The sequence below is a fragment of the Spirochaetota bacterium genome (genome assembly GCA_035477215.1).
Lineage (GTDB): Bacteria > Spirochaetota > UBA4802 > UBA4802 > UBA5368 > MVZN01.
Genome location: DATIKU010000053.1, coordinates 138,063 through 165,044, shown reverse-complemented (window position 1 = coordinate 165,044; position 26,982 = coordinate 138,063). Strand labels below are relative to the sequence as shown.

At 54.9% G+C, this 26,982-nt stretch carries 29 protein-coding genes, 1 tRNA gene and 1 pseudogene; 18 read left to right on the top strand and 13 right to left on the bottom strand.

Features of this window, described 5'->3' with window-relative positions; genetic code table 11:
• Window positions 1-142: 142 nt before the first annotated feature.
• Complete coding sequence (locus VLM75_13555; protein HSV97941.1) at window positions 143-1,021, top strand: hypothetical protein; 879 nt, start codon at window positions 143-145, stop codon at window positions 1,019-1,021.
• Here VLM75_13555 and VLM75_13550 read toward each other — a convergent pair.
• The 9 genes and pseudogenes from VLM75_13550 to VLM75_13510 form a co-directional block, all read right to left on the bottom strand.
• Window positions 1,018-1,440 (bottom strand): PilZ domain-containing protein, encoded by a 423-nt coding sequence (locus tag VLM75_13550; protein ID HSV97940.1) that lies wholly within the window; start codon window positions 1,438-1,440, stop codon window positions 1,018-1,020. The genes VLM75_13555 and VLM75_13550 overlap by 4 nt on opposite strands.
• Entirely contained in the window at window positions 1,437-1,910 is a 474-nt protein-coding gene (locus VLM75_13545; protein HSV97939.1) for a GNAT family N-acetyltransferase, read from the bottom strand. The genes VLM75_13550 and VLM75_13545 overlap by 4 nt, the downstream gene beginning before the upstream one ends.
• Window position 1,911: 1 nt before the next feature.
• On the bottom strand, window positions 1,912-2,514 hold the full coding sequence (locus tag VLM75_13540) for a hypothetical protein (GenBank protein HSV97938.1): 603 nt from the start codon (window positions 2,512-2,514) through the stop codon (window positions 1,912-1,914).
• A gap of 114 nt (window positions 2,515-2,628) precedes the next feature.
• Window positions 2,629-3,384: a pseudouridine synthase gene (locus VLM75_13535; protein HSV97937.1), complete on the bottom strand. Its 756-nt coding sequence runs from the start codon at window positions 3,382-3,384 to the stop codon at window positions 2,629-2,631.
• Window positions 3,365-4,126 carry an SH3 domain-containing protein gene (locus tag VLM75_13530; protein HSV97936.1) on the bottom strand — a complete coding sequence of 254 codons (762 nt, stop codon included), beginning with the start codon at window positions 4,124-4,126 and terminating at the stop codon, window positions 3,365-3,367. The genes VLM75_13535 and VLM75_13530 overlap by 20 nt, the downstream gene beginning before the upstream one ends.
• 303 nt (window positions 4,127-4,429) lie before the next feature.
• On the bottom strand, window positions 4,430-5,911 hold the full coding sequence (locus VLM75_13525) for a M20 family peptidase (protein HSV97935.1): 1,482 nt from the start codon (window positions 5,909-5,911) through the stop codon (window positions 4,430-4,432).
• Window positions 5,912-5,994: 83 nt separating this feature from the next.
• Window positions 5,995-6,165 (bottom strand): hypothetical protein, encoded by a 171-nt coding sequence (locus tag VLM75_13520; protein ID HSV97934.1) that lies wholly within the window; start codon window positions 6,163-6,165, stop codon window positions 5,995-5,997.
• Window positions 6,166-6,392: 227 nt separating this feature from the next.
• Window positions 6,393-7,526, bottom strand: a pseudogene (locus VLM75_13515) (ISKra4 family transposase).
• Window positions 7,511-7,768: a hypothetical protein gene (locus VLM75_13510; GenBank protein HSV97933.1), complete on the bottom strand. Its 258-nt coding sequence runs from the start codon at window positions 7,766-7,768 to the stop codon at window positions 7,511-7,513. The pseudogene VLM75_13515 and the gene VLM75_13510 overlap by 16 nt, the downstream one beginning before the upstream one ends.
• A gap of 247 nt (window positions 7,769-8,015) precedes the next feature.
• Between VLM75_13510 and rplM the strand changes: the two genes are divergently transcribed.
• From rplM to VLM75_13475, 7 genes are all read left to right on the top strand, one after another.
• Window positions 8,016-8,459 (top strand): 50S ribosomal protein L13, encoded by a 444-nt coding sequence (gene rplM, locus VLM75_13505; protein HSV97932.1) that lies wholly within the window; start codon window positions 8,016-8,018, stop codon window positions 8,457-8,459.
• Between the two features lie 31 nt (window positions 8,460-8,490).
• Window positions 8,491-8,880 (top strand): 30S ribosomal protein S9, encoded by a 390-nt coding sequence (rpsI, locus tag VLM75_13500; GenBank protein ID HSV97931.1) that lies wholly within the window; start codon window positions 8,491-8,493, stop codon window positions 8,878-8,880.
• A gap of 110 nt (window positions 8,881-8,990) precedes the next feature.
• Window positions 8,991-9,653 (top strand): regulatory protein RecX, encoded by a 663-nt coding sequence (locus VLM75_13495; protein HSV97930.1) that lies wholly within the window; start codon window positions 8,991-8,993, stop codon window positions 9,651-9,653.
• 24 nt (window positions 9,654-9,677) lie between these two features.
• Complete coding sequence (gene alaS, locus VLM75_13490; protein ID HSV97929.1) at window positions 9,678-12,311, top strand: alanine--tRNA ligase; 2,634 nt, start codon at window positions 9,678-9,680, stop codon at window positions 12,309-12,311.
• Between the two features lie 200 nt (window positions 12,312-12,511).
• Window positions 12,512-12,874: a response regulator gene (locus VLM75_13485; GenBank protein HSV97928.1), complete on the top strand. Its 363-nt coding sequence runs from the start codon at window positions 12,512-12,514 to the stop codon at window positions 12,872-12,874.
• On the top strand, window positions 12,874-14,091 hold the full coding sequence (gene glgC / locus VLM75_13480) for a glucose-1-phosphate adenylyltransferase (GenBank protein ID HSV97927.1): 1,218 nt from the start codon (window positions 12,874-12,876) through the stop codon (window positions 14,089-14,091). The genes VLM75_13485 and glgC overlap by 1 nt, the downstream gene beginning before the upstream one ends.
• 25 nt (window positions 14,092-14,116) lie before the next feature.
• Window positions 14,117-16,219: an alpha-amylase/4-alpha-glucanotransferase domain-containing protein gene (locus VLM75_13475; protein ID HSV97926.1), complete on the top strand. Its 2,103-nt coding sequence runs from the start codon at window positions 14,117-14,119 to the stop codon at window positions 16,217-16,219.
• A 7-nt stretch (window positions 16,220-16,226) separates the two neighbouring features.
• On the opposite strand, the gene VLM75_13470 is transcribed toward VLM75_13475, so the two are convergent.
• From VLM75_13470 to VLM75_13455, 4 genes are all read right to left on the bottom strand, one after another.
• Window positions 16,227-16,568 (bottom strand): hypothetical protein, encoded by a 342-nt coding sequence (locus VLM75_13470; GenBank protein ID HSV97925.1) that lies wholly within the window; start codon window positions 16,566-16,568, stop codon window positions 16,227-16,229.
• 179 nt (window positions 16,569-16,747) lie between these two features.
• Window positions 16,748-16,903 carry a hypothetical protein gene (locus VLM75_13465; protein ID HSV97924.1) on the bottom strand — a complete coding sequence of 52 codons (156 nt, stop codon included), beginning with the start codon at window positions 16,901-16,903 and terminating at the stop codon, window positions 16,748-16,750.
• 172 nt (window positions 16,904-17,075) lie between these two features.
• Window positions 17,076-17,456: a 6-carboxytetrahydropterin synthase QueD gene (queD, locus tag VLM75_13460; protein ID HSV97923.1), complete on the bottom strand. Its 381-nt coding sequence runs from the start codon at window positions 17,454-17,456 to the stop codon at window positions 17,076-17,078.
• 37 nt (window positions 17,457-17,493) lie between these two features.
• A complete protein-coding gene (locus tag VLM75_13455; protein ID HSV97922.1) occupies window positions 17,494-18,531 on the bottom strand; it encodes a DegT/DnrJ/EryC1/StrS family aminotransferase in 1,038 nt (345 codons plus the stop codon).
• A 140-nt stretch (window positions 18,532-18,671) separates the two neighbouring features.
• Here VLM75_13455 and VLM75_13450 point away from each other — a divergent pair, with 140 nt between their 5' ends.
• The 10 genes from VLM75_13450 to rpoB all read left to right on the top strand — a co-directional run bounded on the left by VLM75_13450 (window position 18,672) and on the right by rpoB (window position 26,936).
• Window positions 18,672-19,601: a septal ring lytic transglycosylase RlpA family protein gene (locus VLM75_13450; protein ID HSV97921.1), complete on the top strand. Its 930-nt coding sequence runs from the start codon at window positions 18,672-18,674 to the stop codon at window positions 19,599-19,601.
• A gap of 118 nt (window positions 19,602-19,719) precedes the next feature.
• Window positions 19,720-19,792 (top strand) — tRNA-Thr (locus VLM75_13445).
• Between the two features lie 148 nt (window positions 19,793-19,940).
• Window positions 19,941-20,093 (top strand): 50S ribosomal protein L33, encoded by a 153-nt coding sequence (rpmG, locus tag VLM75_13440; protein HSV97920.1) that lies wholly within the window; start codon window positions 19,941-19,943, stop codon window positions 20,091-20,093.
• A 35-nt stretch (window positions 20,094-20,128) separates the two neighbouring features.
• Window positions 20,129-20,314 carry a preprotein translocase subunit SecE gene (gene secE, locus VLM75_13435; GenBank protein HSV97919.1) on the top strand — a complete coding sequence of 62 codons (186 nt, stop codon included), beginning with the start codon at window positions 20,129-20,131 and terminating at the stop codon, window positions 20,312-20,314.
• On the top strand, window positions 20,314-20,859 hold the full coding sequence (gene nusG / locus VLM75_13430; protein ID HSV97918.1) for a transcription termination/antitermination protein NusG: 546 nt from the start codon (window positions 20,314-20,316) through the stop codon (window positions 20,857-20,859). The genes secE and nusG overlap by 1 nt, the downstream gene beginning before the upstream one ends.
• 47 nt (window positions 20,860-20,906) lie before the next feature.
• On the top strand, window positions 20,907-21,353 hold the full coding sequence (rplK, locus tag VLM75_13425) for a 50S ribosomal protein L11 (protein HSV97917.1): 447 nt from the start codon (window positions 20,907-20,909) through the stop codon (window positions 21,351-21,353).
• 76 nt (window positions 21,354-21,429) lie between these two features.
• On the top strand, window positions 21,430-22,113 hold the full coding sequence (rplA, locus tag VLM75_13420) for a 50S ribosomal protein L1 (GenBank protein HSV97916.1): 684 nt from the start codon (window positions 21,430-21,432) through the stop codon (window positions 22,111-22,113).
• Entirely contained in the window at window positions 22,113-22,631 is a 519-nt protein-coding gene (gene rplJ / locus VLM75_13415; protein ID HSV97915.1) for a 50S ribosomal protein L10, read from the top strand. Before rplA ends, rplJ begins: the two co-directional genes overlap by 1 nt.
• Before the next feature lie 164 nt (window positions 22,632-22,795).
• Window positions 22,796-23,179: a 50S ribosomal protein L7/L12 gene (rplL, locus tag VLM75_13410; protein ID HSV97914.1), complete on the top strand. Its 384-nt coding sequence runs from the start codon at window positions 22,796-22,798 to the stop codon at window positions 23,177-23,179.
• Window positions 23,180-23,465: 286 nt separating this feature from the next.
• Window positions 23,466-26,936, top strand: a complete 3,471-nt coding sequence (rpoB, locus tag VLM75_13405) for a DNA-directed RNA polymerase subunit beta (protein ID HSV97913.1) — start codon at window positions 23,466-23,468, stop codon at window positions 26,934-26,936.
• Window positions 26,937-26,982 lie beyond the last annotated feature (46 nt).

Below are 26,982 nucleotides of genomic sequence, written 5' to 3'. Positions count from 1 at the left end.
GTTAGCATAAGATATTGTCACAGCGCCGTGAATCCGGGCTCTTCCGGACTCGAAAGCGCCGGCACATGCCGGGCGGGCGCAAGGGGCCGGAATCGAACCTGCATTTCGATAAAAGATACGGTGATAGATACGGAAACAAATCATGCGGAAGAAATTCTCAGCAGTCGTGCTGGCGCTCCTCGTTCACTCGGGCGCTCTGGCGCAGATGCCCGACTGGATAATGGTCCGCGACGGGGACGGCAACCGGTACTACGCCGATCCCAACGGGAAGATATACACATCGGGCAAGCCGGAATTCGATTACAGGGCGGTTTCTGAGTCGGGGATCGCGTTTTACTTCAACCAGGGTGTGGAGCTGGTGAAGGGTGGGTATAAATTTGAAGGGCTTACTCTTCTAAAGTCAATACTGGCGATGCCCGCCGGCGGCGGTAAGACTTCCGATTACCGGTCGAAAGCCTCCTCCGAGATAAACCGGCTCATAAAAAAAGAGGGTGACCGCTATGCGGAGCTTGATCAAAACGCTTCGATATTGCTGTACCGCCAGGAAGGGGCTGTTGTTCTTGTCAATGATCTGATGCGCTATCGCCTGGAATTTCCCGGCGAGGCGACAGTACTGCGCCGGCGAATGCGCGAATATGGACAATACCGTTATTACGGGCTTCTGGCGGGAGTGCGTTTTTCAGGCTCCACCGCAGGGCCGGACGCCTCCGCCTACGACGTGCTCATCGCGATCGACAGCGAGCGGTTTCCGTCGAAAATAAGCAACATGACCGCGCTTAAAAAGAACTGGGCGAAAAACCTCGGCGCGGATTCTTTTCGTCGGACGCCGCTTCGTGCGGGGGAACGCGAAGACCTCTCGCGTTTCGACGACGGCACGGCCTATGGCGGGTACGAGGCGTTTTATTTGCGCGGCCGGTACGGTTATTGCGTCCGTATAATATCCGCCGGTTCCGAAAGGGCCCGGAACGAAGCGCTTATGGAAAAAGTGATGCAGAGTTTCCGGCTGTCCTTCTCCGATTAGTCGATGTCGAAAATATTTCGCATTTCGTCACCGTCCGAATCCTGCGACGCGTCGCCGGGCATGCGCAACAATCCGCCCTTCCTTGCGGTACTCTTAAAGAGAATCGGGTATTCTTCGTTAAATGTGTCGACGAATGCCTTTATTTCATCTTCGCCGTTGGCGAATCTGACCGCCACCTCGCGTCCGTCTATCCGGACAATCTGCCCGTTCAGGATAACTTTTCTGGTTTTGAAAGGGAACTTGACAAGCAGCTGGTCGTCACGGGTGATGATGGAATTGCGCAGAAAGCACATCCCCCCGGCGCCGAGATTGATGAGCTCGGCCTGGTAGACGGGATCGCGACCCTTGATCTTGTATTCGACGACGAACTTGTGCATTTTGATTCGGTCGAAGGTGCGTTTGTCTATGGATTTTTTCATCGGCATCCGTCCCGAACAAAGACCAGCGCGGTCTCTCCGCAATTCTCCCTGTTTTTGCAGTGGTCGCAGTCCTTCCATATTTTTTCCGGCAGGGTCTCCCTCGGCACTTCGATGAAACCGAGTCTGCCGAAGAATCCGGGCGAATAAGTGAGAACAAATATTTTCGCGCCTGGAAAGCGCTCCAGGAGCATGGCCAAGAGGCCCCTCACCAGTGCGGAGCCGGTCCCTGATCCCCCGGAGTCCTTTTTCACGGCCAGCGACCGGACCTCCTTGAGCGCCGTGCCGTAATCATAATAGGATACCGCGCCTACTATATCTGTAGTATAGGCAGCTACAAGGAATTTGTCAATAGACTTCGCTATCTCCTCGCGGCTTCTCTCAAGGATGATGTTCTCCTGGGCGTAGGGGTACAGCAGGCGGTATATCGACTCTACGTCCGCGGGACCGGCCTCTCTGATTTCTGTGTGCATGTCATCGTTTTACGATCTGGGCGTTCTGAAACCATGTCTTGTTAGAATAGCCGGTTATTTTTTTCAAGGAAATTTCAGCCTCACCCCTGGTCTTGAAAGGGCCGGTGAACAGCCGATACCCGGCCCCGGTCCGGGATAGAATCACCGTGTGGCCGCCGGAACTCAGGAAGCCGGCGATCTCCTGTGATTTTTCCCTGCTCAGATCTTTCCCTATCGGGATTATGAAAGGGTATTCGCTCCGGGGGAAGACGTCGCTCGCGGATTTTCCGGCTTTGTCCTTGTTGCGGACTTCGGCGACGGCGTTTTCGTTCAGGAGGCCGGACACCTTTTTGATTGTGCTCGACATCGCCTGCCTGGTCGATTTGTCCACGATCTCTTTCTGGGAGCCGCCGGCGAACTTGATGCCGATAACCAGTCCGGCGGTAAACGATATTATGCAGAGCGCTATGACGAACGACATGAGCCCGGTTGCCTTTTTGCGAATCCGCTCGTTCTCCCGGTGGTTCATTTCGCTCATGCGCGCGAAATATTCCGGATCGGTTGTGTCGAGATGATACGGGTGGTTCCGTGCGCCGCTCCGGCTGTAATAGTCCATATTCTGCATAGTATTCATTCCCTGCGTGAAGATATGCCGCCGGTGAGGACGGCACAGCCGGGGGCGCATGAGCATTCGCCGCGTTTGTATGGCTTTGTTGTACTTTTCGACGGGGAGGACTGATTATTTTAAAGAAAAATTGGCGGCGCCGGGTTGAAGCCCCACGGATTTTTTAAGCGCCTTGACCTCGGCGGGTCTCAGGGCGCGGTATGATCGTGCGTTGACGCCCGTAAGCCTGACGGGACCGAAGGCGACCCGCCGAAGTCTTTTGACCCTGTAGCCGAGCGTCGCAAGGGATACGCGTATCTGCCGCTTCTTTCCCTCGGTGATGATCATCTTGATCGTGTCGCCCGATTCGGAAACAGGGCTTACCAGGGCCGGGTTGGTCTTGTACTCCTTAAGACGAACCCCTTTCTCCAGGCGCGCATGGTCCCGGTCGTTGAGCGGGCGGTCGAGGTCTATGATATACTCTTTGGGTATCTCGTACCGGGGATGGGTGAGCCTGAACGCGAGGTCGCCGTCATTGGTAAGCAGAAGAAGCCCCTCGGTGTCGCGATCGAGCCTTCCTACGGGCATCACGCCTTTTTCACGGAAGTGTCCGGGGATGAGGTCAAGCACGATTGCGCGGTTTTGAATATCTTCAGCGGTCGTAATATATCCTTTCGGCTTATTCAACATGAGGTAAAACAAACGCGTTTCGGCGGCGAGCGTTCGACCGTCGAGGCGTACCTCGTCTGATTCGCCGTCGACCAGCCGGGACAGGTCGGTTGTCACCTGTCCGTTGACCCGCACCCGGCCCTCGGCCACCAGCTGCTCGACCTTTCGACGCGATCCCAGTCCGCAATCGGCGAGAAACCGGTTAATTCGAAGCTTTGCCATCCTCCTCCTTCGGCGGGACCGGGGGACTTGCGGCCTCCGCTTCATCTTCGGGCGGCGGCTCGGCCATCCCCTCGGTTATTTTTTTGAAACGGATATCGTATTTTCCATCCCTGGTTTCAAGATGGTACATGTTTCCCCGGTTGACGTATTTCAGGTTTTGTCCGAATGATGTTCCGCTCAGAAAAACTATCGTTTCGTCATTGAAGTTGAAGTTGTATTCTCCTTCTATCTCTTTTCCGCCACGGGCATAGGACTTGTATTTTCCGTTTTCATAAATCTCCACGCAGAGGTTGGTAAAGTCACCGCTTTTATTTACGCTCCACCATTTCCCCGAAAGGTCCTTCCGAAGTGTCTCCTCCTCGTGCTCGCGCAGGTTGGAAACATAGCCGTCGATCGATCCGGATTGTGATCCTGCGAATATCCTGATAGTCGATCCGTAAGCCCAGCCCGTCAGGCCGTTTTCGAGGCGGACCTTGTACCAGAAACCGTGGTCCTTCCCGACCCAGCTTTTTTCTTTTGACTGATCCAGAACAGCCAGGCGGGTCCCCTTCCTCATGAGGGTTATACGGGCGGAATAGATCATGGGGTCGATACGAAGGGCGGTATTGTCGCTTACCACCACGGCATATTCCGATATCCTTTCGGGGCGCGATTTTTCGTTCCGCCCGTTATCCCCGCAACCCGCGGGAAGAAGGGATGCGGCGACTATGGCGGCGAGTATCAGAACTCTGTACGCTGACATGGACAACCTCTTTGCCGGAAATCTGGACAGTGCGCGCCGCAGGCGGCGCATCCTCTGCTTGTATGGCCCGGGCCGTACAAGCGTCAACAAACTTTTAAACGGGAATCTCGGCCGAGATCACCTGCGTGCGGAGAATACAGGCGGCCGCCGTTAAAAGCGCCACCCAGCGGGCGACAATGACCGGGGCGGCGCCGAGGAGGCGCGGCTCGCGGCAGGCGTAGTAGAGGGTGAGGGCGACGACCCTCAGCGCGGCGGTTCTCCGTCTACATCGCTCCGGAAGTCGTTTCCTGGGCTCCTTCCGATTTACGATGAGGGTATCATCCGCCCCCCCGAATTCTTTATGAGCTGAATGAAAAATCTGACCGCCTGTTCGTAGTTAGCCACGGAGATGCGCTCGTTGGTGCCGTGTATCCGCTTGAGGTCCTCGTTTTTAATCGATAATGGTGTGAATCGATATACATTGCCGCTCAATCCCGTGTAATATCGGGAGTCTGTCGCACCAAGCACCAGATAAGGCGAGACGATCGCGCCGGGGAACATCTGGTGTATCGTTTTCTGGAGCATGGCGAACGAGGCGCTTCCCGTATCCGATACGGGCGATGGATCGCTTCCTTCGTCGAGTGCGCGTATTTTTACGCGATTGTCGTCGATTATATTCTCAACCCGTTTAATTGAGCTCTCAATGGTGTCGCCCGGCAGCAGCCGATAATTGACGACCGCGGTCGCTTTTATGGGCAGTATATTTTCCTTCACGCTTCCCTGTAGCATCGTGGGGGCGGTGGTCGTCCGTATCGCGGCCGCCATCGTTGGGGATTTGAGAAGCTGGGATTTCAGCACGCCGCCGAGGAGCCACATGTTGCCCAGTATCAGCCTGTTCGCGAACGACATCTCGGGTCCAAGGTAACGAAACATCTGGAGCGCGGCGCCCTCGATCCGGGTCGGGAACTGGTTTTTTTCGAGCTTCGCGATGGTCGCGCAGAGTATGCCCGCCGTCGTCTGTCGCGGGGGCATCGACGAGTGGCCGCCCTCTCCTTCCACGCTGAACTCAAGGCTCAGGTATCCTTTTTCCGCTATGCCGATCAGCGCTGCGGGCGCTGCAAGGCCCGCGATGACCCCTTCCACGACGAAACCGCCTTCATCGAGCGTGTAATCCAGCGAGACGCCGCGCTCTTTAAGCAGCGCCGAGATTTTCTTCGCGCCGTTGAGTCCATGGACCTCTTCGTCATGGCCGAAGGCGAGGAAGATGGTCTGCTGCGGCTTGAATCCGGAAGCAAGCAGGTATTCAACCGCCTCAAGTGTTCCCATTACATTGAGCTTTATATCAAGCGCCCCGCGGCCCCAGATGTAACCGTCGGCAATGGCGCCCGAAAACGGCGGGTGGGTCCAGTCCTTCTCCGTGCCGCTTTCAACCGGGACCACGTCGATGTGGCCGAGGAGAAGGATGGGCTTGCGTTTCGGATCGGTCCCTTTCCAGGTATAGAGAAGGCTGTACTTGCTTATGGTTTCCCTTGTGAGGCTTTTATGCGCGCGTGGAAACGTCCTTTCAAGCAGACGATGAAAGGTGAGAAATGTCGTGCCGTCAAACTTGGCAGGGTCCTGGTGCGAAACAGTCCTCAATTGTATCGCTTTGGACAGGTTTTCGGCGATCGCGCGCTGGTTGATGCCGGAGACGACGGCGGGTTCGACAGCAATCTGCTTCGATTTGAACAGCGCCGCCCGAACGAGGCAGATGGCGACAATAATGACCGCGAGCGCCGCGGCAGCCGACAGTATCTTTTTTTTCACGATAGTGTCTCCGTTATTGTGATAGTGAGCCGGGCGGGTATTGGCGTGCGTACCGTCCGGCTGGCCTGACGTTTATGGTAAACCTACTTGAAGCAGCCCAGTTGACATCCCTTGATCTTGATCTTCATTTCGTCGGCGGTTTTGCCGACGATCGCGGCGCTGATTTCGAGCTCCTCGGCGATGCCGAGCGCATCCTTGCAGTTGATTTTTCCGTCTCTCGCCTTTTCGGTGATCAATTCCTTAACCTTGTCCATGCGGTGTAACCCCCGGTTTGGTACCCTTCGACGACAGGGTGCCGCAAAATTCCGAAAATCGCCGGATTTCCGGTTTTACGACAGCCCCAGTGCAAATTCACTCCCGCAAACGCCGGTCGGTCCTTCGCTCTGTTGATATAGGGAATTGTCGCCGGCGATAAGTAAATAATAATTTGCCGCCCCGCATGACGGGAGTGAATTAAATTCCGGGTACTTCTCGCCCTTGGTTAAGCCGCTTGTTCTCCATAACTAGGGATTCTATTTAAATACTCCGAGAGGGATATATTCTTCCAGAAATTATCCCAATCGTTTTCACAATACTTGCAGCGCGCCCATAGTATCGCATTGGCGCATATTTTTGACCATTTCATTCCACTCCGTTTCAAACGATGATTTACGATGTAGTTATTGGCGCTTTCAACAGGGCCGCTGCCGATGTACCATCCCTTCTCCCTGTACTCATCATATTTCATACAGGCGCGATTTGAATGATAATACCCTCGCAATTCGATTAGCGGTTGCTGGCTCTTTGTTCGATTGTGGATCTCATTTTCAAGAAAACGAATCACCTCATCCACTTTGCCCATCCATAAAAGTTCCTTCAACGGCTCGGCCCACGCCCGGCATTTCGCCTCGTTCTTTTCCCCGAATAACGACCGTGCGGTTTCCCATAAATGCTCAAGTGCATGATACCAATCCAATATTCTCACCGCGTTCGGGAACAATTCTTCTTTGCATTTTCCCAGCCACACCGCTCCATCACTCAGAAAAATGACTGTCCTTGCCAAATGGAATCCTTTTTTAACCGCTGCCGCAAAAAGCATCCTTTTAAACGGCTCAACACCCTCCGCCAGGCTGCTTACGAGTCTTTTACCCATAATCCGGGTGGTCATTTTCCCCTTTTTATCGGTTTTCTGCACCAAATCCTTGTTATTGAACACTATACCAAGCTTGTTTTCCTTATATTCGACCTTCCCATCCCCCACCAAAGGAACCATCGCACCATCCGGACAGATATAGAGAAGGTCAACATCCTTCTCCCGTTCTTCGATGGCATAGGGCCGCCGGGATTCCTTTTCCGCCTTCTCCCAGAGCGTATCACCCACACGAACCGCCACCTGTTCGATAAAGGTAGCGCTCACAGTTACCCCAAGTAATCCACTTAAAATCTTCTTCACCTCATTGAAGGGCATGAACACCGAAAGCCACGTTATCGCCTTCGCCAGATGCATGCTCGCTTTGCTCCGGCTCAGTCCCAACTTTTCATCCAGTGGGTAATACTCGGTTCCACACTTCTCGCAGCGGCACCGTAGTCGAAATAGGTGTACCCTGCCTATTAACCCCATTACCGTTTTCTTTTCGTATCCTTTTTCTTCGGGCCTGCCGCCGCATTGTGGGCAGTTTTTTTTTGCTCCTTTGTACCTGAAACCACTTTATCGGTCGCCGCCTGCATCATGCAGTTCCCTATCCTTTGTCGGCATAACAACATCGCTTCTTCCATATCCTCAAAGGTTATATCTTTCCCCGCTTTCCTCGCGTTTTCCTCCAGTTCTTTAATCACTTCATCCGCAAGCTTTTCTATGATTTCTTTCGGTATTTCCATCGGTACCTCCTCCTTTCGTTGGAGGATACCTACTATATCCCGATAAAAATTAATACTCTTTTTCCCCGAAAATTAATTCACTCCCCGCATGACGGGGATTAATTTTCCTATTTTTATTGACAAAATAACGCCGCGATAATAGCGTTGCGCTCTAACTGTTTGAGCCCCAATCGGCGGTTACCATCATAACAATGAATGAATTCCGGCCTGAAGGCAGAGGCGCTTCGGGTATAGTGGTGAGGATATAATGATCATACGACAGAAGACGTATTCCATGAAGGCCTCGGAGATCGACAAGAAGTGGTACATCGTCGATGCCGAGGGCAAGGTACTTGGAAGGCTCGCCACCGAGATCGCGTCGATACTCAGGGGCAAAAAGAAACCGGGCTTCACCCCGCATCTGGACATGGGCGATAACGTGATCGTTATCAACGCCGAGAAGGTGCTGCTTACCGGACGCAAGTCCGAGGAAAAGGAGTATTTCTCGCACAGCAAATATCCCGGTGGCGAAAGGTTCACCAACATCAGGAAGATCATGAGGGAAAAGCCCGAGTTCGTTATCGAAACGGCCGTTAAGGGTATGCTTCCCAAGAGCAGGCTGGGCAAAAAGATCGGGGGCAACCTCAAGGTGTACGCCGGAGCGGAGCATCCGCACCAGGCCCAGATGCCGGAAGTGTTGGCCGTAGGCTAAGCAATTTATCGCATATTCAAGGAGAATATCAATGGCGGAGCAGTATTACGCGACCGGAAGAAGAAAGGCGTCGGTAGCGCGGGTATATTTGAAGCCCGGTTCCGGCAGAATCCATATCAACGATCAGGACATAGCCAGGTATTTCCGCAGAAAAACGCTCGAGCTCATCGTCCGTCAGCCGCTTGAGCTTTTAAGCCAGGTGACAGCGTTCGACGTATTCGCGCGCGTTGACGGCGGCGGATGGTCGGGACAGGCTGGGGCTGTTCGGCTGGGTATCGCGCGCTGTCTCAACATTGTCGACGAGCGAAACAAGAAGCAGCTTCGCGAAGCCGGTTTTCTCACGCGCGATTCGCGCGCGGTCGAGCGAAAAAAATACGGCCGGAAAAAGGCGCGCAAGCGTTTCCAGTTCTCGAAACGTTAAAGCACGCGCTTTTCGGCGGGATCGGAAAAAGGAGGGTGTTTCCCGGGCGGGGGCATCCTCTTTTTATTTTGTTACGAAGGTTGGACGGAATTGGAGCATCCATTCGGGGTATGCGTAATCGGCAATGGAATGTCGGCCGGCTTATGATCGAAATAACGGGAATACAGTTCAGGGAGAACCACGCCCTCGTTGCGCTGTCCACGGGGGAATCGCTCTTGCTTCCGCACGAGGGAGTGAAAATATATGCGCTCGCCACGGGAAAAGTAATTGACCATGACGAATACGGGCGGCTAAAGGAAGAGTCGGATCGTTTCTCCTGCTATCGCAGGGCTCTTTACTATCTTTCACTGCGAAGCAGGTCGGTGTTCGAACTCGAACGCTATCTTAACGGGAAGGGCTTCTCGAAGGACGGCGTAAGGGAGGCGGTCGCCAGGCTCCTGGAGCGCGGCTATCTGGATGATTACGCCTACGCCATGGACCATGTCCGCAGGAAGCGGGGGCGCAGGGCGGTAGGGAAAAACAGGCTTCTCTCCGAGCTGTTTCGAAAGGGAGTGCCCGGCGATATCGCAAAAAGGGCGATCGCCGAGTACGGCGCCGAACTGGTCGATCAGGATGAACTGTACCGACTAGCCGCGGAGAAGTTCGAGCGCCTGAAGGGGGGAAAAGACAGCGTGCGCAAACTGGTTTTTTTTCTCAGGCAGAGGGGATTCGAGAGTGACGAAATACGGAGAGTCGTCGGGCGGCTCTCCGGTGAAGATACCATGCCGGCGTAAAGGCGTCTGCGCGAGAGGTTGGCGATGCTCAGGGTTAAAGATCTGCGTGAATCCTTCACGAATTTTTTCAGGGAGCGTGAGCACAGGATAATTCCGTCGAGTTCCCTCGTTCCGAAGGACGATCCGACGCTGCTTTTCACGACGGCCGGCATGGTGCAGTTCAAATCCATGTTCGCCGGCACGGTCAGGCTCGATTACACCAGGGCGGCGACCGTTCAGAAGTGCTTCCGAACCAGCGATCTGGAGCGGGTGGGCAAGACCAAGCGCCATTGTACTTTTTTCGAGATGCTCGGGAATTTCTCGTTCGGCGATTATTTCAAGAAGGAGGCCATCGAATACGCGTGGGAGTACTCCACAAAGGTGGTCGGATTTCCCGTGGAGGACGTCTGGATATCGATCTTCGAGAGCGATGACGAGGCATTCGATATATGGCATCGCCACATCGGCGTGCATGAACGCAAGATCGTGCGCCTGGGGCGTGAGGACAACTTCTGGGGGCCGGCGGGCGATTCGGGAGCGTGCGGGCCCTGTTCCGAACTGTATCTCGACAGGGGGCCGGCGTTCGGGTGCGGTTCCGCCGACTGCAGGCCTGGCTGCGACTGCGAGCGTTTCCTGGAATTCTGGAACCTCGTTTTCAATCAGTTTTACCAGGATAAAACCGGCAAGCAGACGCCGCTGCCCCGCCCCGGTATCGACACCGGCATGGGTCTTGAGCGCCTTGCCACCCTGGTACAGAACGTCGATTCCATATACGGGACCGACGAGCTGCGCGGAATGGTGGATTTCGTGTGCCGCGAGGCGACGGTGCAATACGAGGGCGATATCGTCGCCCCCGTGAACGTGCTGGTTGAGCACGCCAGGGCGCTCACTTTCGCCATCTCCGACGGAGCGTATCCCTCCAATGAGGGACGCGGCTACGTGCTTCGAAGAATCCTGCGCCGGGCCCTTCGTTTCGCCCGGCAGATCGGCATAACCGGGCCCTTTCTGTATAAAATGATCGACCCCCTGGTTGAAAAGATGGGCCCGTATTATCCTGAAATTGTTTCGGGTGCGCCCAACGTCAAAAACGTGCTCGAGGGCGAGGAGAAGCGCTTTCTCGAAACCCTGGAAAACGGGATGGATCGCCTTGAGGAGGCGATTAAAGCGGCGAAGAGCGATGGCGGGAATACTCTTTCGGGCAAGGATGCCTTTATGCTGTACGATACGTTCGGCTTTCCGCTCGAGATGACGGTTGAGATGGCCGGAGAAAACGGAATCGTCGTAGACACCGGGGAGTTCGACCGCGAGATGGAGAAACAGCGCGAGCGCGGCAAGCAAAGCTGGAAGAGCGGCGAGGCCGGCAGCGAGAAGATACTGGAGGCGCTCTCGGCCGATGCCGGCCCCAGCGGTTTCCTGGGATACGACGAGAATGTAACGAGTTCGGAGATTCTCGCTCTTGCCGGTGTATGCGGCGCGGTTAAAAAGCTCGACACCGGCGAGAGGGGATTCCTTGTGGCGAGGGAAAGCACCTTTTACGGCGAATCGGGAGGCCAGACCGGGGACCGTGGGGCGATCACCGGCTATAACGGGGCGGTCTTCAGGGTGGACGACACCAAAAAACTGAACGGTACGATCATCCATCTCGGCGAAGTGATACAGGGCGCGTTCGCCGTCGGGGACAGGGTGACCATGGAAATCGACCTCCTGCGCCGCAACCTGACCCGGGCGAACCACACGGCCACGCACCTGCTGCAGGCGGCGCTCCGAAAAGTGCTCGGTGCCCACGTGCACCAGACCGGTTCGCTCGTGGAGCCCGAGCGCATGCGCTTCGACTTCACCCACTTCAGGGCCCTCGACGCTGCGGAAATCGCCGAGATCGAGCGCATCGTCAACGATGTGATCTGGGCATGGCGGCCGGTCGAAACGTCGGTTCGTCCGCTCGACGAGGCGGTGAAGATGGGGGCCATGGCGGTCTTCGACGAGAAGTATGAGGATGTGGTGCGCGTTGTGAGCGTGAAGGGCTTCAGTATGGAGCTGTGCGGCGGCACGCACGCGGACAATACCGGAAAGCTCGGCGTCTTCAAGATATTGCGCGAGGCCTCGCCCGGAGCGGGGATGCGGCGCATCGAGGCCGTCACGCTTCGTGGGGTCCTCGAGAGATTCGGAACTCAGTCGGAGATACTCTCCTCAATCGCGGCGGAGCTCAACGCGACCGAGCAGGATATCCCCAGAAAGGTCCACGACGCGCTGGAGCGCGCGCGCTCGCTCGAAAAGCAACTTGAGAAGATGAAGACCGAAAGCCTTGCGTCGAACTTCGATGATATACTGACGGGGGCTGTTGTTGTGAAAGATACCTCCGTGGTGCAGTATCAGTTAAAAGGACCGGACATCGACGAATTGCGAAGGACCGCCGACCTGGTACGCTCAAAATTACAAAATTCCGTCGTTTGCCTCGGCTCGGAGCACGAAGGCAGGGCGATACTTTTATGCGCCGCCACCTCCGCGGCTGTTGCAACGGGAGTCGACTGCGGCGCCATCATTAAAAAGGCGTCGCCGCTGGTCGGCGGAGGCGGTGGCGGAAGAAAAGATATGGCCCAGGCGGGCGGGAAATCGCCAGATGGATTGCCAAGGGCGCTCAAGGAGGCCGTCGAGACCGCAAAGAAAATGATCGGAGGTTGAATATACAGGCGCCATAAAGAAGAAATCCCTTAGTTCAGGCAGTGGCCCCCCACACGCGCGGCAGGAAAACCCCTGAAAACTTAACGGCCGTACTGACACGGCCGCCGGGGCAATAAAAAATGGTTGAATTATGCCGATTCGGATTGTAGTCTGAAAGCGTCCGTTGCATGGAAAGATTTTTGATCTTTCGGGGGGAGAGTATGAGAAAAATACTGGTCGTTGAAGACGAACAACATCAGCGGGAACTCTACACGATGGAGCTTCAGGACGAAGGATACGAGGTTGACCAAGCGGCCAACGGGAGAGAGGCTGTCGACAAGGTGAAGGCCAATAAGTACGACCTCGTGGTGCTGGACATCCGCATGCCGGAGATGGACGGTATCGAGGCGCTCGGGAAAATCCTGTCGCGCGATAAAAAGATACCCATCATCATCTACACGGCGTATTCGAATTACAAGAGCAACTTCATGACGTGGACCGCCGACGCCTATATCACGAAGTCGTCGAATCTTGACGAGCTGAAGGGCAAGATCCAGGAGATACTTACCAGTAAATCGAAATAATGGATAATGAATATCTCAAGCGCACGCTCGTTTTTCTGCTCTCCGGAGGTCAGGGGGAACGCCTCTACCCGCTGACGAAGGACCGCTCCAAGCCGGCGGTACCTTTCGGAGGCATTTACCGCATTATCGATTTCTCCCTCTCCAACTGCCTGAACTCCGATTTGACGAGGATCATCGTTCTCACGCAGTATAAATCGCTCTCGCTCGACCGTCATATCAAAACTGCCTGGAACCTCTTCCCCCGCGAGCTCGGCAGCTTCATCGACGTGGTGCCGCCGCAGCAGCGCATCGACAATAACTGGTACAGGGGCACCGCCGACGCGATTTTTCAGAACATCTACATCATAGAGATGGAGCGTCCCGAATACGTCCTGATACTTTCTGGGGACCATGTTTATAAAATGGATTATCGTAAAATGATACGCTACCACGTCGAGAGGGACGCGGACATGACGATCGCGGCGATCGAGACGCCGGTGGCGGAGGCCGCGCGCTTCGGCGTTCTCGAGGTCGATGCGGCGAGCCGCGTCACCGGCTTCAGCGAGAAGCCTGAAAAACCGAAGTCCATCCCCGGCAGGGACGATTCGTCCTTCGTTTCGATGGGGATCTACGTTTTCAAGACCGAAAAGCTGGTGCAGTACCTCTCGGAAAACCATCGCCTTGAGGGCGATAACGATTTCGGCAAGGACATCATTCCGCGCATCTACGGCAGCGAGCGGGTGGTCGCCTACGATTATGTGAAGTATGAGGACGATCGCGCATACTGGAGAGATATAGGGACCCTTAATTCGTTTTTCGACGCCAACATGGACCTCATCGCCATAAGCCCGCAGCTCAACATGTACGACCGTACATGGACGATCCGCTCGAACCTGGAGCAGTATCCTCCGGCGAAGCTGCTGTTCGACGCCGACGACCGCCGGGGGATGGCGGTGGATTCGATTATATCCCACGGGGCGATCATCAGCGGCTCCCGCGTTTACCGATCGGTGGTATCCCCCGGAGTGAAGGTGAACAGTTACGCCGAGATACTGGACTCTATCATCATGAACGGAGTTAAAATAGGAAGACATGCCAGGATCAGGCGGGCGATCGTCGACAAGTATGTCGAGATACCGGCTAACGAATCGATAGGCTACGACCTCGAGCGCGATGCCGCGCGTTTCACCGTAACGAGCGACGGAATAGTGGTCATCCCCAAGCGTTTTATTTTCTGAATCCACCATCGACCCACAGGAAGCCATGACAAAATGCAGGTTTATTTTCTGCCTCCACAACCATCAGCCGGTCGGAAATTTCGACCATGTCTTCGAATGGGGGTTCCGGGATTGCTATGATAAGACGCTTCGGGTGCTGAAGGAATATCCTGAGTTCAGATTCGCCGTACATCACTCCGGCCCGCTCCTGGAATGGATAGAGGAGCGACATCCCGAGTACATGGAGACACTCTCCGGGATGCGCGATCGGGGCCAGGTGGAGATAATCGGCGGCGGTTTCTACGAGCCGATTTTTTCAATAATTTCCGAGGACGACATCCGCGGGCAGATCACGATGATGCAGAAGTACTGCGAGAAGCGTTTCGGCGCCAAGCCTAAAGGTTTCTGGACTGCGGAGCGCGTATGGGATCCGGAGATACCGCGACTTGTGTCGGACCTGGGGGTCGATTACACCATCCTCGACGACAATCACTTTCGCTACGCGGGGATCGAAGAGGACGAGCTGTACGGCTATTACATCACCGAACGGCTCGACCGGCAGCTCAAGGTATTTCCGATCGACCGTTTCCTCCGGTACTCCATTCCGTTCAGGCTTCCGGCCGAGACCGTCGATTACTTCAAATCGGTGGCCGACCGTCGCGGTGAATGCGCCTTCCTGTACGGCGACGACGGCGAAAAATTCGGCATGTGGCCGGGCACATTCAAGTGGGTGTTCGAGGAGAAGTGGCTGATAAATTTCGTTGAAGCGGTGCTCCGGGAGGACTGGATAGATATGACCCTTCCTTCCGAATACGTTCGGGAGAACGCTCCCCTCGGACGGGTGTATCTCACCCAGGGCAGTTATTACGAGCTGTCCGAATGGGCGCTCCCTTCGCCGGTCGCGTCCCGGCTGATCGACCTGCACAAGGAGATAAAGGGCTGGGACCGGGAGAAGGATTTTTACCCATTCCTGAAGGGAGGGGTATGGAATAATTTTCTGAATAAGTATCCCGAATCCAACGCGCTCAACAAGCGTACCCTTCTCCTGAGCGGCGAGATACGGGCGCTGGAGCGCGAAAAACGAATTGTGCTCGATGATGCGAAAAGGGATCTTTATAAAAGCGAGTGTAACTGCGCCTACTGGCACGGCCTTTTCGGGGGCATATATCTTTCAAGCCTGCGTCATGCGCTTCATCACAATGTCCTCGCGGCCGAAGAGCGGTATATCAAAGCGCTCGGGCGCAAGGGCGTCGAAGTGATCGACAGAGACATATGGAACGAAGGGCGGAACCAGGTGCTGTTGCGCGGAAATGATATGGCGGCGCTCATCGCTCCCGCCCACGGCGGCGCCATCGCTGAATTGGGCGTGTATTCCAGACGCTTCGATATCCTGGCGGTTATACCGCGCCGCCATGAAGCGTACCACGAAACCCTGAGACACTTTAACGAAGACGAGGAACAGAGCGGCGACGTAAAGTCGATCCACGACATGGTCGTGGTCAGGGAAAAGGGGCTTAAAGACCGACTGGTGTACGACGCATGCAGGCGGTATTCGTTTAAAGACCTTTTTCTGCGCGTGCTCCCGTCCGCGGAAGACCTCATGTCCGGGCGGGCGGATATGGTTGAGTGCGGAGGCCTGCCGTACTCGTACACCGTCGAGAAAAAGGCCAGGGATATCCAGGTGCCGCTGCAGCGCGAGGTTTGTTTTGACGGGCGGTCGATCGTCATCCGCAAGCGTTACTCGTTCAGCGCGGCGCTCACGGGCGTAAAAGCGGGATATTCCGTGGCCGGCGCCGCCGGAACGCTTTTCGGGGTCGAGCTGAACATAAACCTGCTCGCGGCGCATGATGAAGACCGTTTTTATGAAATACCCGGACTGGCAAGGGGGGAATCCTTTCTCGACACGGCGGGCCTGACGGAGGGCGTCGATTCGTTCGCGCTCGTAGACCGCTATTCAGATATCAGGGTCTCGGTCGGATCATCGCGCGTTTTTAGGCTGGTGCGGTATCCGATATATACGGTATCGCAGTCCGACCGCGGATTCGAGAAGAACTATCAGGGCTCGTCGCTGCTGCTTGTATACGCGATGAACGACGATCCGGAAAACTTCGAGTTGACATTATCCGCGGAAGGCGTGCCGAAACTTTAAAAATATTTCAGTCCCCTGCGGGATGCGTAAGGTGCTTGTGGACGGCCTTGTAATGCAGGGGGCACTGCATTACCATGGTGGTGTAGACGTATTCATCCTTCTGCTGCATCATCGAGTTGATGTGGGCGACCAGATCGCGCAGTTCGAAATCCCCCCTGAGGGTTCCCCGTTTAATGTCGTGGCCGACGATTTCCTTGATGAATTCAACGTAGGAATTGATAAATTCCACGGCGATTTCCTTCTCCGGGGTTGCGGCGGCCGAGTTTTTAAGGGCCGAGATGATGTTTTCATGCGCAAGAAGCGTTACCGCCTCTTCGGTTACCGCGGCGCGATTGGGGTTTCCATCCATTTTCTGGCTGCTCCGTAAAGCTACCGATGCGTGTGCTCAACACTTCGGTAAAATATCCATGAGGGCAGGCGTGTTTAAGATTATATCAACCCGGTGAATTAACAAGCTTTTTGTATGGAAATTAAGAAAAAAAGGGGGCGTCCGATGAACACCCCCTTTCTTCCGGAATAAAGAAAAAATTACTTCTTTACTTCGGCAGGAGCGGCCGCTTCGTCTTTAACTTCTTCGGTAACGGCGGGAGCGGGCGCTTCTTCCTTCTTGCAGCCTACGAACGAGAAGCTGAACGCAAAGGCAAGAACCATTGCGAGCGTTAGAACGAGAACATTCTTCTTCATTTGGTATATCTCCTAAATGATTTTTATTGCGACAACAAAACCACTCCCGGAATACGTAAAAAAATCAAGCAAAAAAAATGTCCCTTATTCGGAATCGGTGTCGGTACCTTGCGGTCCCGGGTCGCCGGGAACGGCTTTCGCGTAAAAGCGTATTCGCGGCGGCGAGGGTGGTTCAGCGCTGCGGGATGTAGGTGCAGCGGGATGTGTCCGATTCCCAGACCGTCAGGGACTCGAGTGCCAGCGGGCCGGGCAGGGCGGCAAGTTCGACGTCGAAGCGTCGTGCAATATGGGCGGCGATATTTTCAGAGCTCGGATTGGGCGATAAAAATCCGGGATGCTCGTTCAGATTGCGGTGATCGAGCTCTCCGATGATGGTGCGCAGTATTTTCTTGAGTTCGCCGAAATCCACGAGCAGGCCGGTTTCGTTCAGCGTATCCCCCTTAACACTCGCCACGACCTTCCAGTTGTGGCCGTGCAGGTTTTCGCATTTGCCGCTGTAACCTCTTAGCTGATGGGCCGAGGAGAAGCTGTCTTCAACCGTCAGAATATACATTATTTCCTCCCTTAGATCAGGCGATTCTGCCGTTGCCTCAGACGAAACGACCGAGCGCGCGGGTGATTTTTTCGATCTCTTTTTTCGTAAGCGTCGGAAAAATCGGAAGCGCGTAGAGTTTTTTTGAAAGTCGGTCGCTATGGGGATAGTCCGGTCCCCGAAGCGAGAGGTGGTGGTGAAGCGCCTTCGGATATGGCCTCTGTACCTCGATTCCGCTCTTTTTCCAGTATTTTTCGAGCTTTTCAGCCGGGGCGTCGAAAAACACCGGAAACGATTGATAAACGAACGAATCCCCATAGGAGTACGGGGCGCGGTGCGGCGTTGTTTTGAGCGCATCGTAGTAGACGCGGGCGATCTCCCTGCGTCTTCGAATAAAATCAGGGAGGCGTGAGAGCTGGGAGAGCCCCATGGCGGCCTGGAAGTCGGTCATTGTGTAGTCGAAGCCAATGCGCTCCGGCGACGGACCGCCGCGCAGGTCGCGCATCGCCGAAAAAAAGCGTGAATTATCCGTAAGGACCATGCCGCCGTTACCGGTTGTGATGACCATCGACGGCGCGAACGAAACCACGCTGATGGCGCCGTTCTGCCCGGCCGGGCGCTCGTCGCACTCCGAGCCGATCGCATGGGACGCGTCCTCGATGAGCGGAACGCCGATATCCCCAAGCTCTCCAATGGGTCCGTGGAAGCCGAATGTATGCCCGGCGACTATCGCGCGCGTTTTATCGGTTTTTCTCGCCCTGATGTTGTCAATTGACGGGAACAAAGACCCTTCGCCGGCATCAGCCAGCACAGGGACGCCGCCGGCCTGCCGCAAAGCGCTGAGAGCGGCGGAGTCGAAATAGGAGGGGATGATGACCTCGTCCCCGGGCTTGATGTCAAGGGCCAGAAAGGAGAGGTGGTATGCGGCGGTAAGCGAATTGACGGCCAGGGCGTGCCGTACGCCGGCGAGGTTCGCGATCTCGATCTCGAGATTTTTTACCGCTTCTCCGGGCTCAAGGCGCTCGCTTATCAGGCAGTCGAGTACGCTCTCGAGCTCTTTGCGGGTAATGGTGGGTTTGCTTGAAACAATGCTCATCCTTCACCTCTGTTATTTCGCAGCAGGAATCAAGCAGATCGCGCACGGAGCACTTCGGTCAAGAAGGATTTTTTATATATAAAGGCATTTTTCGAAGCATCCGATAATTCAATCAGATGAAGGTCTGGAGGTATGATACAATGATGATGACACGCCGGGTTGCGTTTGTGCTGGGGATCGCGGCGGCGATTTCGATCGGTGCGTGCGCACCCAATAAAGCACTGACCAGGGACAGTATCTTCGGGAGAGAGACGCCGCAAAGGCAAAGCGGCGATGAGTATGTCTATAAATATGATAATGTCGATGATGCCGCCTACGAACCGGCCCGTAGTGCAAAGGGGCCGACCGTAAAACCGGCCGACAGGACGGGTAAGGAATTCGGTATTCGCGAGGAAGAAGGCGCGGATTCCGGTTTAAAAAAGGAAAAATTCTTTCAGACCGGCATGGCCTCATGGTACGGCAGGGAATTCCATGGTCGAATGACCGCTTCGGGCGAGCGTTTTGACATGAAAGCGCTCACGGCGGCCCACAGGACCCTCCCTTTTGGAACGACGGTGACGGTCAGGAACCTGGACAATGGGGAGATCGTCAAGGTGCGGATCAACGATCGTGGACCTTATAGGAAAAACCGCATTCTGGACCTTTCCTACGCCGCGGCAAAGCAGCTGAACATGCTTCCCGAAGGGGAGGCAAAGGTCGGGATCGTCGTCCTTGGAAAAGACGGCGCCTCGAGGGTGGCGGCCCGGATGGACGACGAGGTGGAGCCCGTATCGGGAAAAGAGTATGATGCCGGATTGGAGGATGATTACTCGGACAGTCGGAGCCCGGGCGCGGACGGGGAATCGGGCAAGTTCGCTCTGCAGGCCGGGGCGTTCTATTCCCGGCGCAAGGCCGAAAACCTTAAGGAACTGCTATCGTCCCAGGTGAAGCGGTCCGTGGTGGTGGTTCACGAGGACGATTTCTATAAGGTGCGAATAGAGGGAATCCCCAGCAGGAAGGAAGCCGAGAACCATAAGCGGCGGCTGATGAAGGATGATATTTCGGCCTATGTAATAGAGGCCCGGGAATAACAATTTTCCCCCGGGCGGAGACTGCCGGGCTCCGCCCGCTCAACCCCTTTTCACCCTGTATTTTCAAAATTTATTATTGACAAAAACGGCCTGTTTTTAATAATAGTGTGCCTCTGTCGCCCACGTAGCTCAGTCGGTAGAGCATTTGCATGGTAAGCAAAAGGTCACCAGTTCGATTCTGGTCGTGGGCTGATCGAAGCACATGACAAGCGTCCGCATGCTGCATTCACGGCTAATCCCAGATCAACTTCCGGGGAAGGGGTGGTTTCGTAATTAATGCTTGACGTTGAAAGGGCGGCGAATAGTTTGCTCTTATTTTTATTATATACGGGTTGAGATATGCGCGAGATAATTTTATTGTCATGCAAGGACTGTAAAAACCGCAATTATTCGCAGACCAAAAACAAGAAGACCCAGACGGGCAAGCTTGAGGTCAGGAAATTCTGCAAGTTCTGCAACAGACACACGCCGCACAAAGAGACAAAGGCGTAATTCCGGCAGCATATCAGGGCATTGGAAGGTGGTGCGTGTTTAAAAAGATTGTGGCCTATATCAAAGAGGCGCGCGAAGAGCTCAAAAAAGTGACCTGGCCGGACAGGGACGAGGTTACGAGCTTCACCATGGTGGTGATCGTTTCGGTCATTATCGTTTCTCTTTTCCTGTGGCTTGTCGATTCGGCGCTCATGGCGATTATCCAACTGGTGATCAGCTGATCATGGCAAAGGAATGGTATGTTATCCATACGTATTCGGGGCACGAGAACAAGGTAAAGCTTGCACTGGAGAAGAAGGTCCAGAATCTCGGCCTGCTGGAGAAGGTCTTCCAGGTGAAGGTCCCGACCGTAGAGGTCCCCGAAATAAAAGACGGGAAAAAGCGCATTAAGTCGCGCAAATTTTTCCCGGGATACGTACTGATCGAAATGGAGCTGGACGACGAGACCTGGGTTCTGGTCAAGAACACTCCAGGCGTAACCAGTTTTGTGGGGGCGTACGGCGCCAACAAGCCGAAGCCGCTGTCGAGAAACGAGGTGCATGCGCTTTTCGACCAGATGGGGGAACAGAAAGCCAAGGAGAAGGTCTCCGTGGTAATGGACTTCTCGGTCGGCGAGCATGTGAAGGTCATAGACGGGCCGTTCAACAACTTCAGCGGGGTGATCGAAGAGGTCTATCCCGACAAAGGGCGACTGCGGGTAAAGGTTGAGATTTTCGGACGAGGCACGCCGGTCGAGCTTGATTTTCTTCAAGTCGGCAAGATCTGACAATACGCCGTAGCGGCGATCATTCTAACGTATGCAAGGATATGACGATGGCACCTGTAGCGGTAAAAAAGAAGAAAAAGATAGTAACCGAGATAAAACTGCAGATACCCGGCGGCAAGGCGAATCCCGCACCTCCGGTCGGTCCCGCGCTCGGCCAGCATGGGCTCAATATCATGGAGTTCTGCAAGGCCTTCAATGAGCGCACCAAGGACCATGACGGGACCATCCTTCCGGTGGTCATCACGGTGTATGAGGACCGTACCTATACCTTCGTCATCAAAACGCCTCCGGCGTCGGTGCTGATTAAAAAGACGCTCGGCCTCGAGAAGGGTTCTAGCGAGCCCAACAAAACTAAGGTCGGCAAGATCACCCGCAGGCAGATAGAGGAGATCGCCAAAATCAAGATGCCCGACCTCAACGCCAATACGGTCGACGCCGCAGCGAACATCATCGCGGGGACGGCGCGCTCGATGGGCGTAGAGGTGGTGGACTAAACGGAAAACCGGCGGGGCGCGGCGGCAGCCGCCGCTCCGGATAGGACCAAGCATAAAGAATCGACGAGGAAGCACAATGGATCGCGGCAAGAAAATAACCGATGCGCGCAAAAAGATCGACAAGTCGACCCTGTATTCGCTGGACGATGCGGTTAAAAGGGTGAAGGAGCTTAAGTTCGCCAAATTCGACGAAACGGTCGAGGCTTCAATGAAGCTTGTTCATAAGAGCTACCAGAACGTTCGGGGCTCGGTAACACTTCCCGGCGGCACCGGCAAGCAGGTCAAGGTGCTCGTTATCTGCAAGGGCGACAAGCAGAAGGAGGCGCGCGATGCGGGGGCGGACCATGTCGGCGCAGAGGACGTCATAGAGAAGATCAAGGAAGGATGGATCGACTTCCAGGCGGTTGTCGCCACTCCCGACATGATGAAAGAGGTCGGCAAGCTCGGTCCGGTGCTCGGCAAGAAAGGGCTGATGCCGAAACCAAAGGCCGGGACCGTGACGGAAGACGTCAAGGGGATCATCAGGGAGCTGAAGGGCGGTCGCGTGGAATACAAGGCCGATAAAACCGGCGTTGTAAACCTCGGCATCGGGAAAATATCGTTCGAAACGGAAATCCTTGTCGAGAATATCAAGACCTTCTACAATCAGATAGTGAAAGACAAGCCCTCCGATGCGAAGGGAAATTATATCAGGTCGCTTCATATATCATCGACCATGGGGCCCGGTGTCAAAATCAATCACAAGGGGATCGAAAAGTAATGGTCAAGCAATATAAGATCGACGAGGTCGCAAGCCTTGTGCGGAAGCTCCAGGAAAGGAAGAACATCATCCTTACCAATTATTCGGGAATCAAGGTTAAGAGCCTTTCGGATCTGCGCAGGAGGATACGCGAAAAGGGCGGCGAGTATAAGGTTGTAAAGAACAACCTTTTCAAGCGCGCCATGAAAGAGGTCGGCGCGATCCAGATCGATGAACACCTGAGGGGGCCGATCGGCGTCGTTTTCCTGAAGGATGAGGTTGGCGATGTTGCCAAGGTGCTGAGGGACTTCGCGAAGGAGCAGGAGAAGTTCGCTTTCTCGCTGGGGCTGCTCGACAATGTCGTTTACAGCGCCGATCAGGTGAAACAAATCGCGGACCTTCCCGCCAAGGAAGTACTGCTTTCCCAGATGATGTCACTCGTAAACGGTCCGGGGACAAAGATTGCGATCGGAATAAATCAGATCATGGCCTCCCTCGCGAGGGGCATAAACGCTGTTGCGGAAAAAAACGCTCGGTAGAGCTTTTTTTATACAGACGTTAAGGGTTACAAGGGGTTTGTGATTTCATGGTATCAGCCCTGTGCTGACGACGGGTTATTACACAACTTGGCTTTACCCTTATAGGTTTCTACGGATTCACCGTATTAACTTGAATCTTTTCACTAAGTATAAGGAGTAAAACAATGGCAAAACTTTCTATTCAGGAGCTGCTTGATGCTATAGGCGGCCTAACGCTTATCGAAGCGGCTGAGCTCGTAAAAGCGATGGAAGAAAAATTCGGCATCTCCGCCGCCGCTCCGGTGGCGATTGCGGCGGCCGGCGCGGGCGCTCAGGCCGCGGAAGCGGTCGAGGAAAAGACCGAGTTCGACGTTATCCTTACCGGTTTCGGCGACAACAAGATCAACGTGATCAAGGAGATCCGCGCGATCACCGGACTGGGACTCAAAGAGGCGAAGGACCTCGTGGAGGCCGGCGGAAAGGCGGTCAAGGAGAAGGTAACAAAGGAAGAGGCCGCTAAGATCAAAGAGCAGCTGGTTGCGGCCGGCGCCTCGGTCGATATAAAGTAAACACGGCGCCGCCCATCGTTGCAACGGCTTTTAGCGGCGGTTTAACAATTCAGGCGAAACCGATAGGTTTGATTGTCCACCAGTCAAGCCTATCGGCGTCTGTATTTGAACAGGAAAATATTTGGTTTTTAAGTAAAAAATCTGGACGGAGCGCTCAGAGGACGGGGATTGTATGTATTTATCGCGCGCTTGTCCGTGTCGAGTCGACTGAGTCCGGAGTAATATTCTTCAGAAAGCAGCACCCGATCGTTGATTTCAGATCATGGTAATCGAGGATAGTCCGTCCATGCAAAAAGCAAAAAACGTATTGAATTTCGGTAAAATCGGCTCGAAGCTCGACCTGCCGAATCTCATCGAAATACAGTTGAAATCCTACGAGTGGTTTCTACAGGACAGGATTCCCTCGAATAAAAGGAAAAGCCAGGGCCTCCAGGCGGTTTTCGAGGAGGTCTTTCCCATAGAGAGCCCGCACGAGGACGTCGTGCTGGAGTTCCTGAATTACGAAATCGGGATGCCAAAATACCTGGAAATCGAATGCAAGGAAAGAGACGCGACCTTCGCCGCCCCACTCAAGGCCACCATACGTCTGATTAAAAAGGACAGTATGGAGGTGCGCGAACAGACCGTTTATATGGGCGACATCCCGCTCATGACTCCGCGCGGAACCTTCATTATCAACGGCGCCGAGCGCGTCGTCGTAAACCAGCTACACCGTTCGCCCGGCATCTTTTTCTCGTACGAGGAAGTCGAGCGCATCTATACCGTGCGCGTAATCCCCGACAGGGGGTCGTGGCTCGAATTCGAGATGGATTCGAAGGGATATCTGATCGCCCGGATCGACCGTAAAAAGAAGTTTCCCATCACCCAGCTTGTCAAGTCGCTCGGCTACGAGTCGAACGACGAGGTGGTGGGGCTTTTCTATGATACGAAAACAGTCAAGCTTACGAGCGAAGAGGCCTTCGAGAACCTTATCGGAAGGCGTGTCGCCAAAGACGTGGTGAGCAAGGAAACGGGCGAGATCATCATAGAGGCTGCGGGCCGGATCAACATCGACATCATCGACCGACTCAGGGAAGAGAAGATTAAGGAAGTCAGTCTCATCGAGTTCCCGAACAACAAGGACGACGCCTATCTCTATAATTCGCTGGAGAAGGACGAGTGCAAGAGTTCGGAGGAAGCCATTCTCAAGATGCACTCGAACCTCAGGCCGGGCGAACCCTCAAATATCGACAATGCCCGCAACGAGATAAACAGGCTTTTCTTCAATCCGCGCACCTACAGCCTGGGGGCCGTTGGTCGGTATAAAATCAACAAGAAATTCGACCACATGAAAGAGTTCGGCTACGGCGGGCCCAATGCGACGAAGGTCGAAACGCTTGTCAGGGAAGATATCGTCGCCACGGTCAAGTATCTGCTTTTTCTCATTGCGGAAGCGGACGGATACCACGTCGACGACATCGACCACCTCGGCAACCGCAGGGTGCGCTCGGTCGGCGAACTTATCATGAACCAGATAAAGGTGGGATTTCAGCGCATGGAGCGCGTCATCAAGGAGAGGATGACCATACAGGACCTCGACCAGGTGACGCCTCAGGCGCTGATCAGCATCAAGCCTATCACGGCCGTGATCAACGAGTTTTTCGGATCGAGCCAGCTTTCCCAGTTCATGGACCAGACAAATCCGCTCGCCGAGCTCACTCACAAACGCCGCCTCAACGCGCTCGGACCAGGAGGCCTTTCGCGCGAACGCGCCGGCTTCGAAGTGCGTGACGTACACCCGTCCCATTATGGGAGGATGTGCCCTATCGAAACACCGGAGGGACCGAACATCGGCCTGATCGTTTCCATGAGCACCTATGCGCGCATCAATGACTACGGTTTTCTCGAAACACCGTACAAGGCCGTGGAGAAGGGGAAGCTGAGCGACCGCGTCGACTACCTTACGGCCGACGAAGAGGACAGGTACTTTATAGCACAGGCGAACGCCCCTCTCGACGGTCACGGCAACCTGATGAAGGGGCTTACGCCGGCGCGAAACAGGGGTAACTTCCCCTACAAGAAGGCGAACGAGATCCAGTATATGGACGTCTCGCCCTCGCAGGTGTTCTCGATTTCGACATGCCTTATACCTTTTCTTGAGCACGATGACGCCAACCGCGCGCTCATGGGATCGAATATGCAGCGCCAGGCGGTGCCGCTTCTGACCTCCGAGACGCCGCTGGTGGGGACCGGAGTCGAACCGGCCGCCGCGTATGACTCGGGCGTGCTTCTCATCGCGGCGAGAGGGGGGGAGGTCCTGTACTCCGACGCGAAAATGATCAAAATCAAGACCTCCAACGGCGAGATCGACGAATATCCGCTGTTAAAATTCAAACGGACCAACCAGGGGACCTGCTTCAACCAGACGCCGATTGTCCGGGAGGGGCAAAAGATAAAGTCCGGCGACGTTATTGCCGACGGTCCGGCCACCGACAATGGAAGGCTCGCTCTGGGTAAAAACATCCTTGTGGCGTTCATGCCGTGGATGGGATACAACTTCGAGGACGCCATCCTGATTTCCGAGCGCCTGGTCAAGGAGGATATATTCACCTCGGTCCATGTCGAGCAGTTCGAGATCGAGGCGCGCGAGACGAAACTGGGCCGCGAGGTGTTAACGCGCGACATCCCGAACCTTTCGGAAAAGGCTTTCCGGGATCTCGATCCAGACGGAGTGGTCAGGGTGGGAGCCTACGTTAATCCCGACGATATCCTTGTGGGCAAGGTGACACCGAAGGGCGAACAGGACCTTACTCCGGAATACAAACTGTTGCATTCCATTTTCGGCGAGAAGGCGCGCGAGGTGCGCGACACTTCCCTGCGCGTGCCCAACGGCATTGAGGGAATCATTCTCGACATAAAACGTTTTTCGCGCGAAAACGGCGACGAACTGTCGCCCGGCGTTGAAGAACTGGTAAAGGTGTATATTGCGACCAAGCGGAAAATCTCCGTGGGCGACAAAATGGCGGGGCGCCACGGGAACAAAGGAGTCATCTCGCGCGTTGTGCCCGAGTATGATATGCCCTATCTCCCGGACGGAACGCCTGTCGACATTTTAATAAATCCGCTTTCCGTACCTTCTCGTATGAACCTGGGGCAGCTCCTCGAAACGGAGCTCGGATGGGCCGCGAAGGAGCTCAACCTGATCGTTGAGACCCCGATTTTTGACGGGGCCGAGGAGGGGGACATCCGCGAATATCTGAAGAAGGCGGGATTGCCCGAAGACTCCAAAAGCGTGCTCTACGACGGAAGAACGGGCCAGCCATTCGAGAACCGCGTGATGGTCGGCCAGATTTACATGTTGAAGCTTGCGCATATGGTCGATGACAAGATCCACGCGCGTTCCACGGGCCCGTACTCGCTGGTCACCCAGCAGCCCCTGGGCGGCAAGGCACAGTTCGGTGGTCAGCGGCTTGGCGAGATGGAGGTATGGGCGCTGGAGGCGTATGGCGCGGCCTATACACTGCAGGAGCTCCTTACGGTAAAGTCGGACGACATGCTTGGGCGCGCCAGGATTTATGAGGCGATTGTGAAGGGGATCAACACCACGGCGCCGGGAATCCCGGAATCGTTCAACGTGCTGGTGCAGGAACTCCGCGGCCTCGCCCTCGACGTAAAGATTTACGACGAGAATGGAAACGAGATCAGCCTTTCCGAGTGGAGCGAGGGCTTCAGCAAACCGAAGAGGAAGATAAAAATCGATACGTTGCAGAACATATAACCGACACGCGCTTTTACTGCGAACACCTTTAAAGTAAAAGGATGAA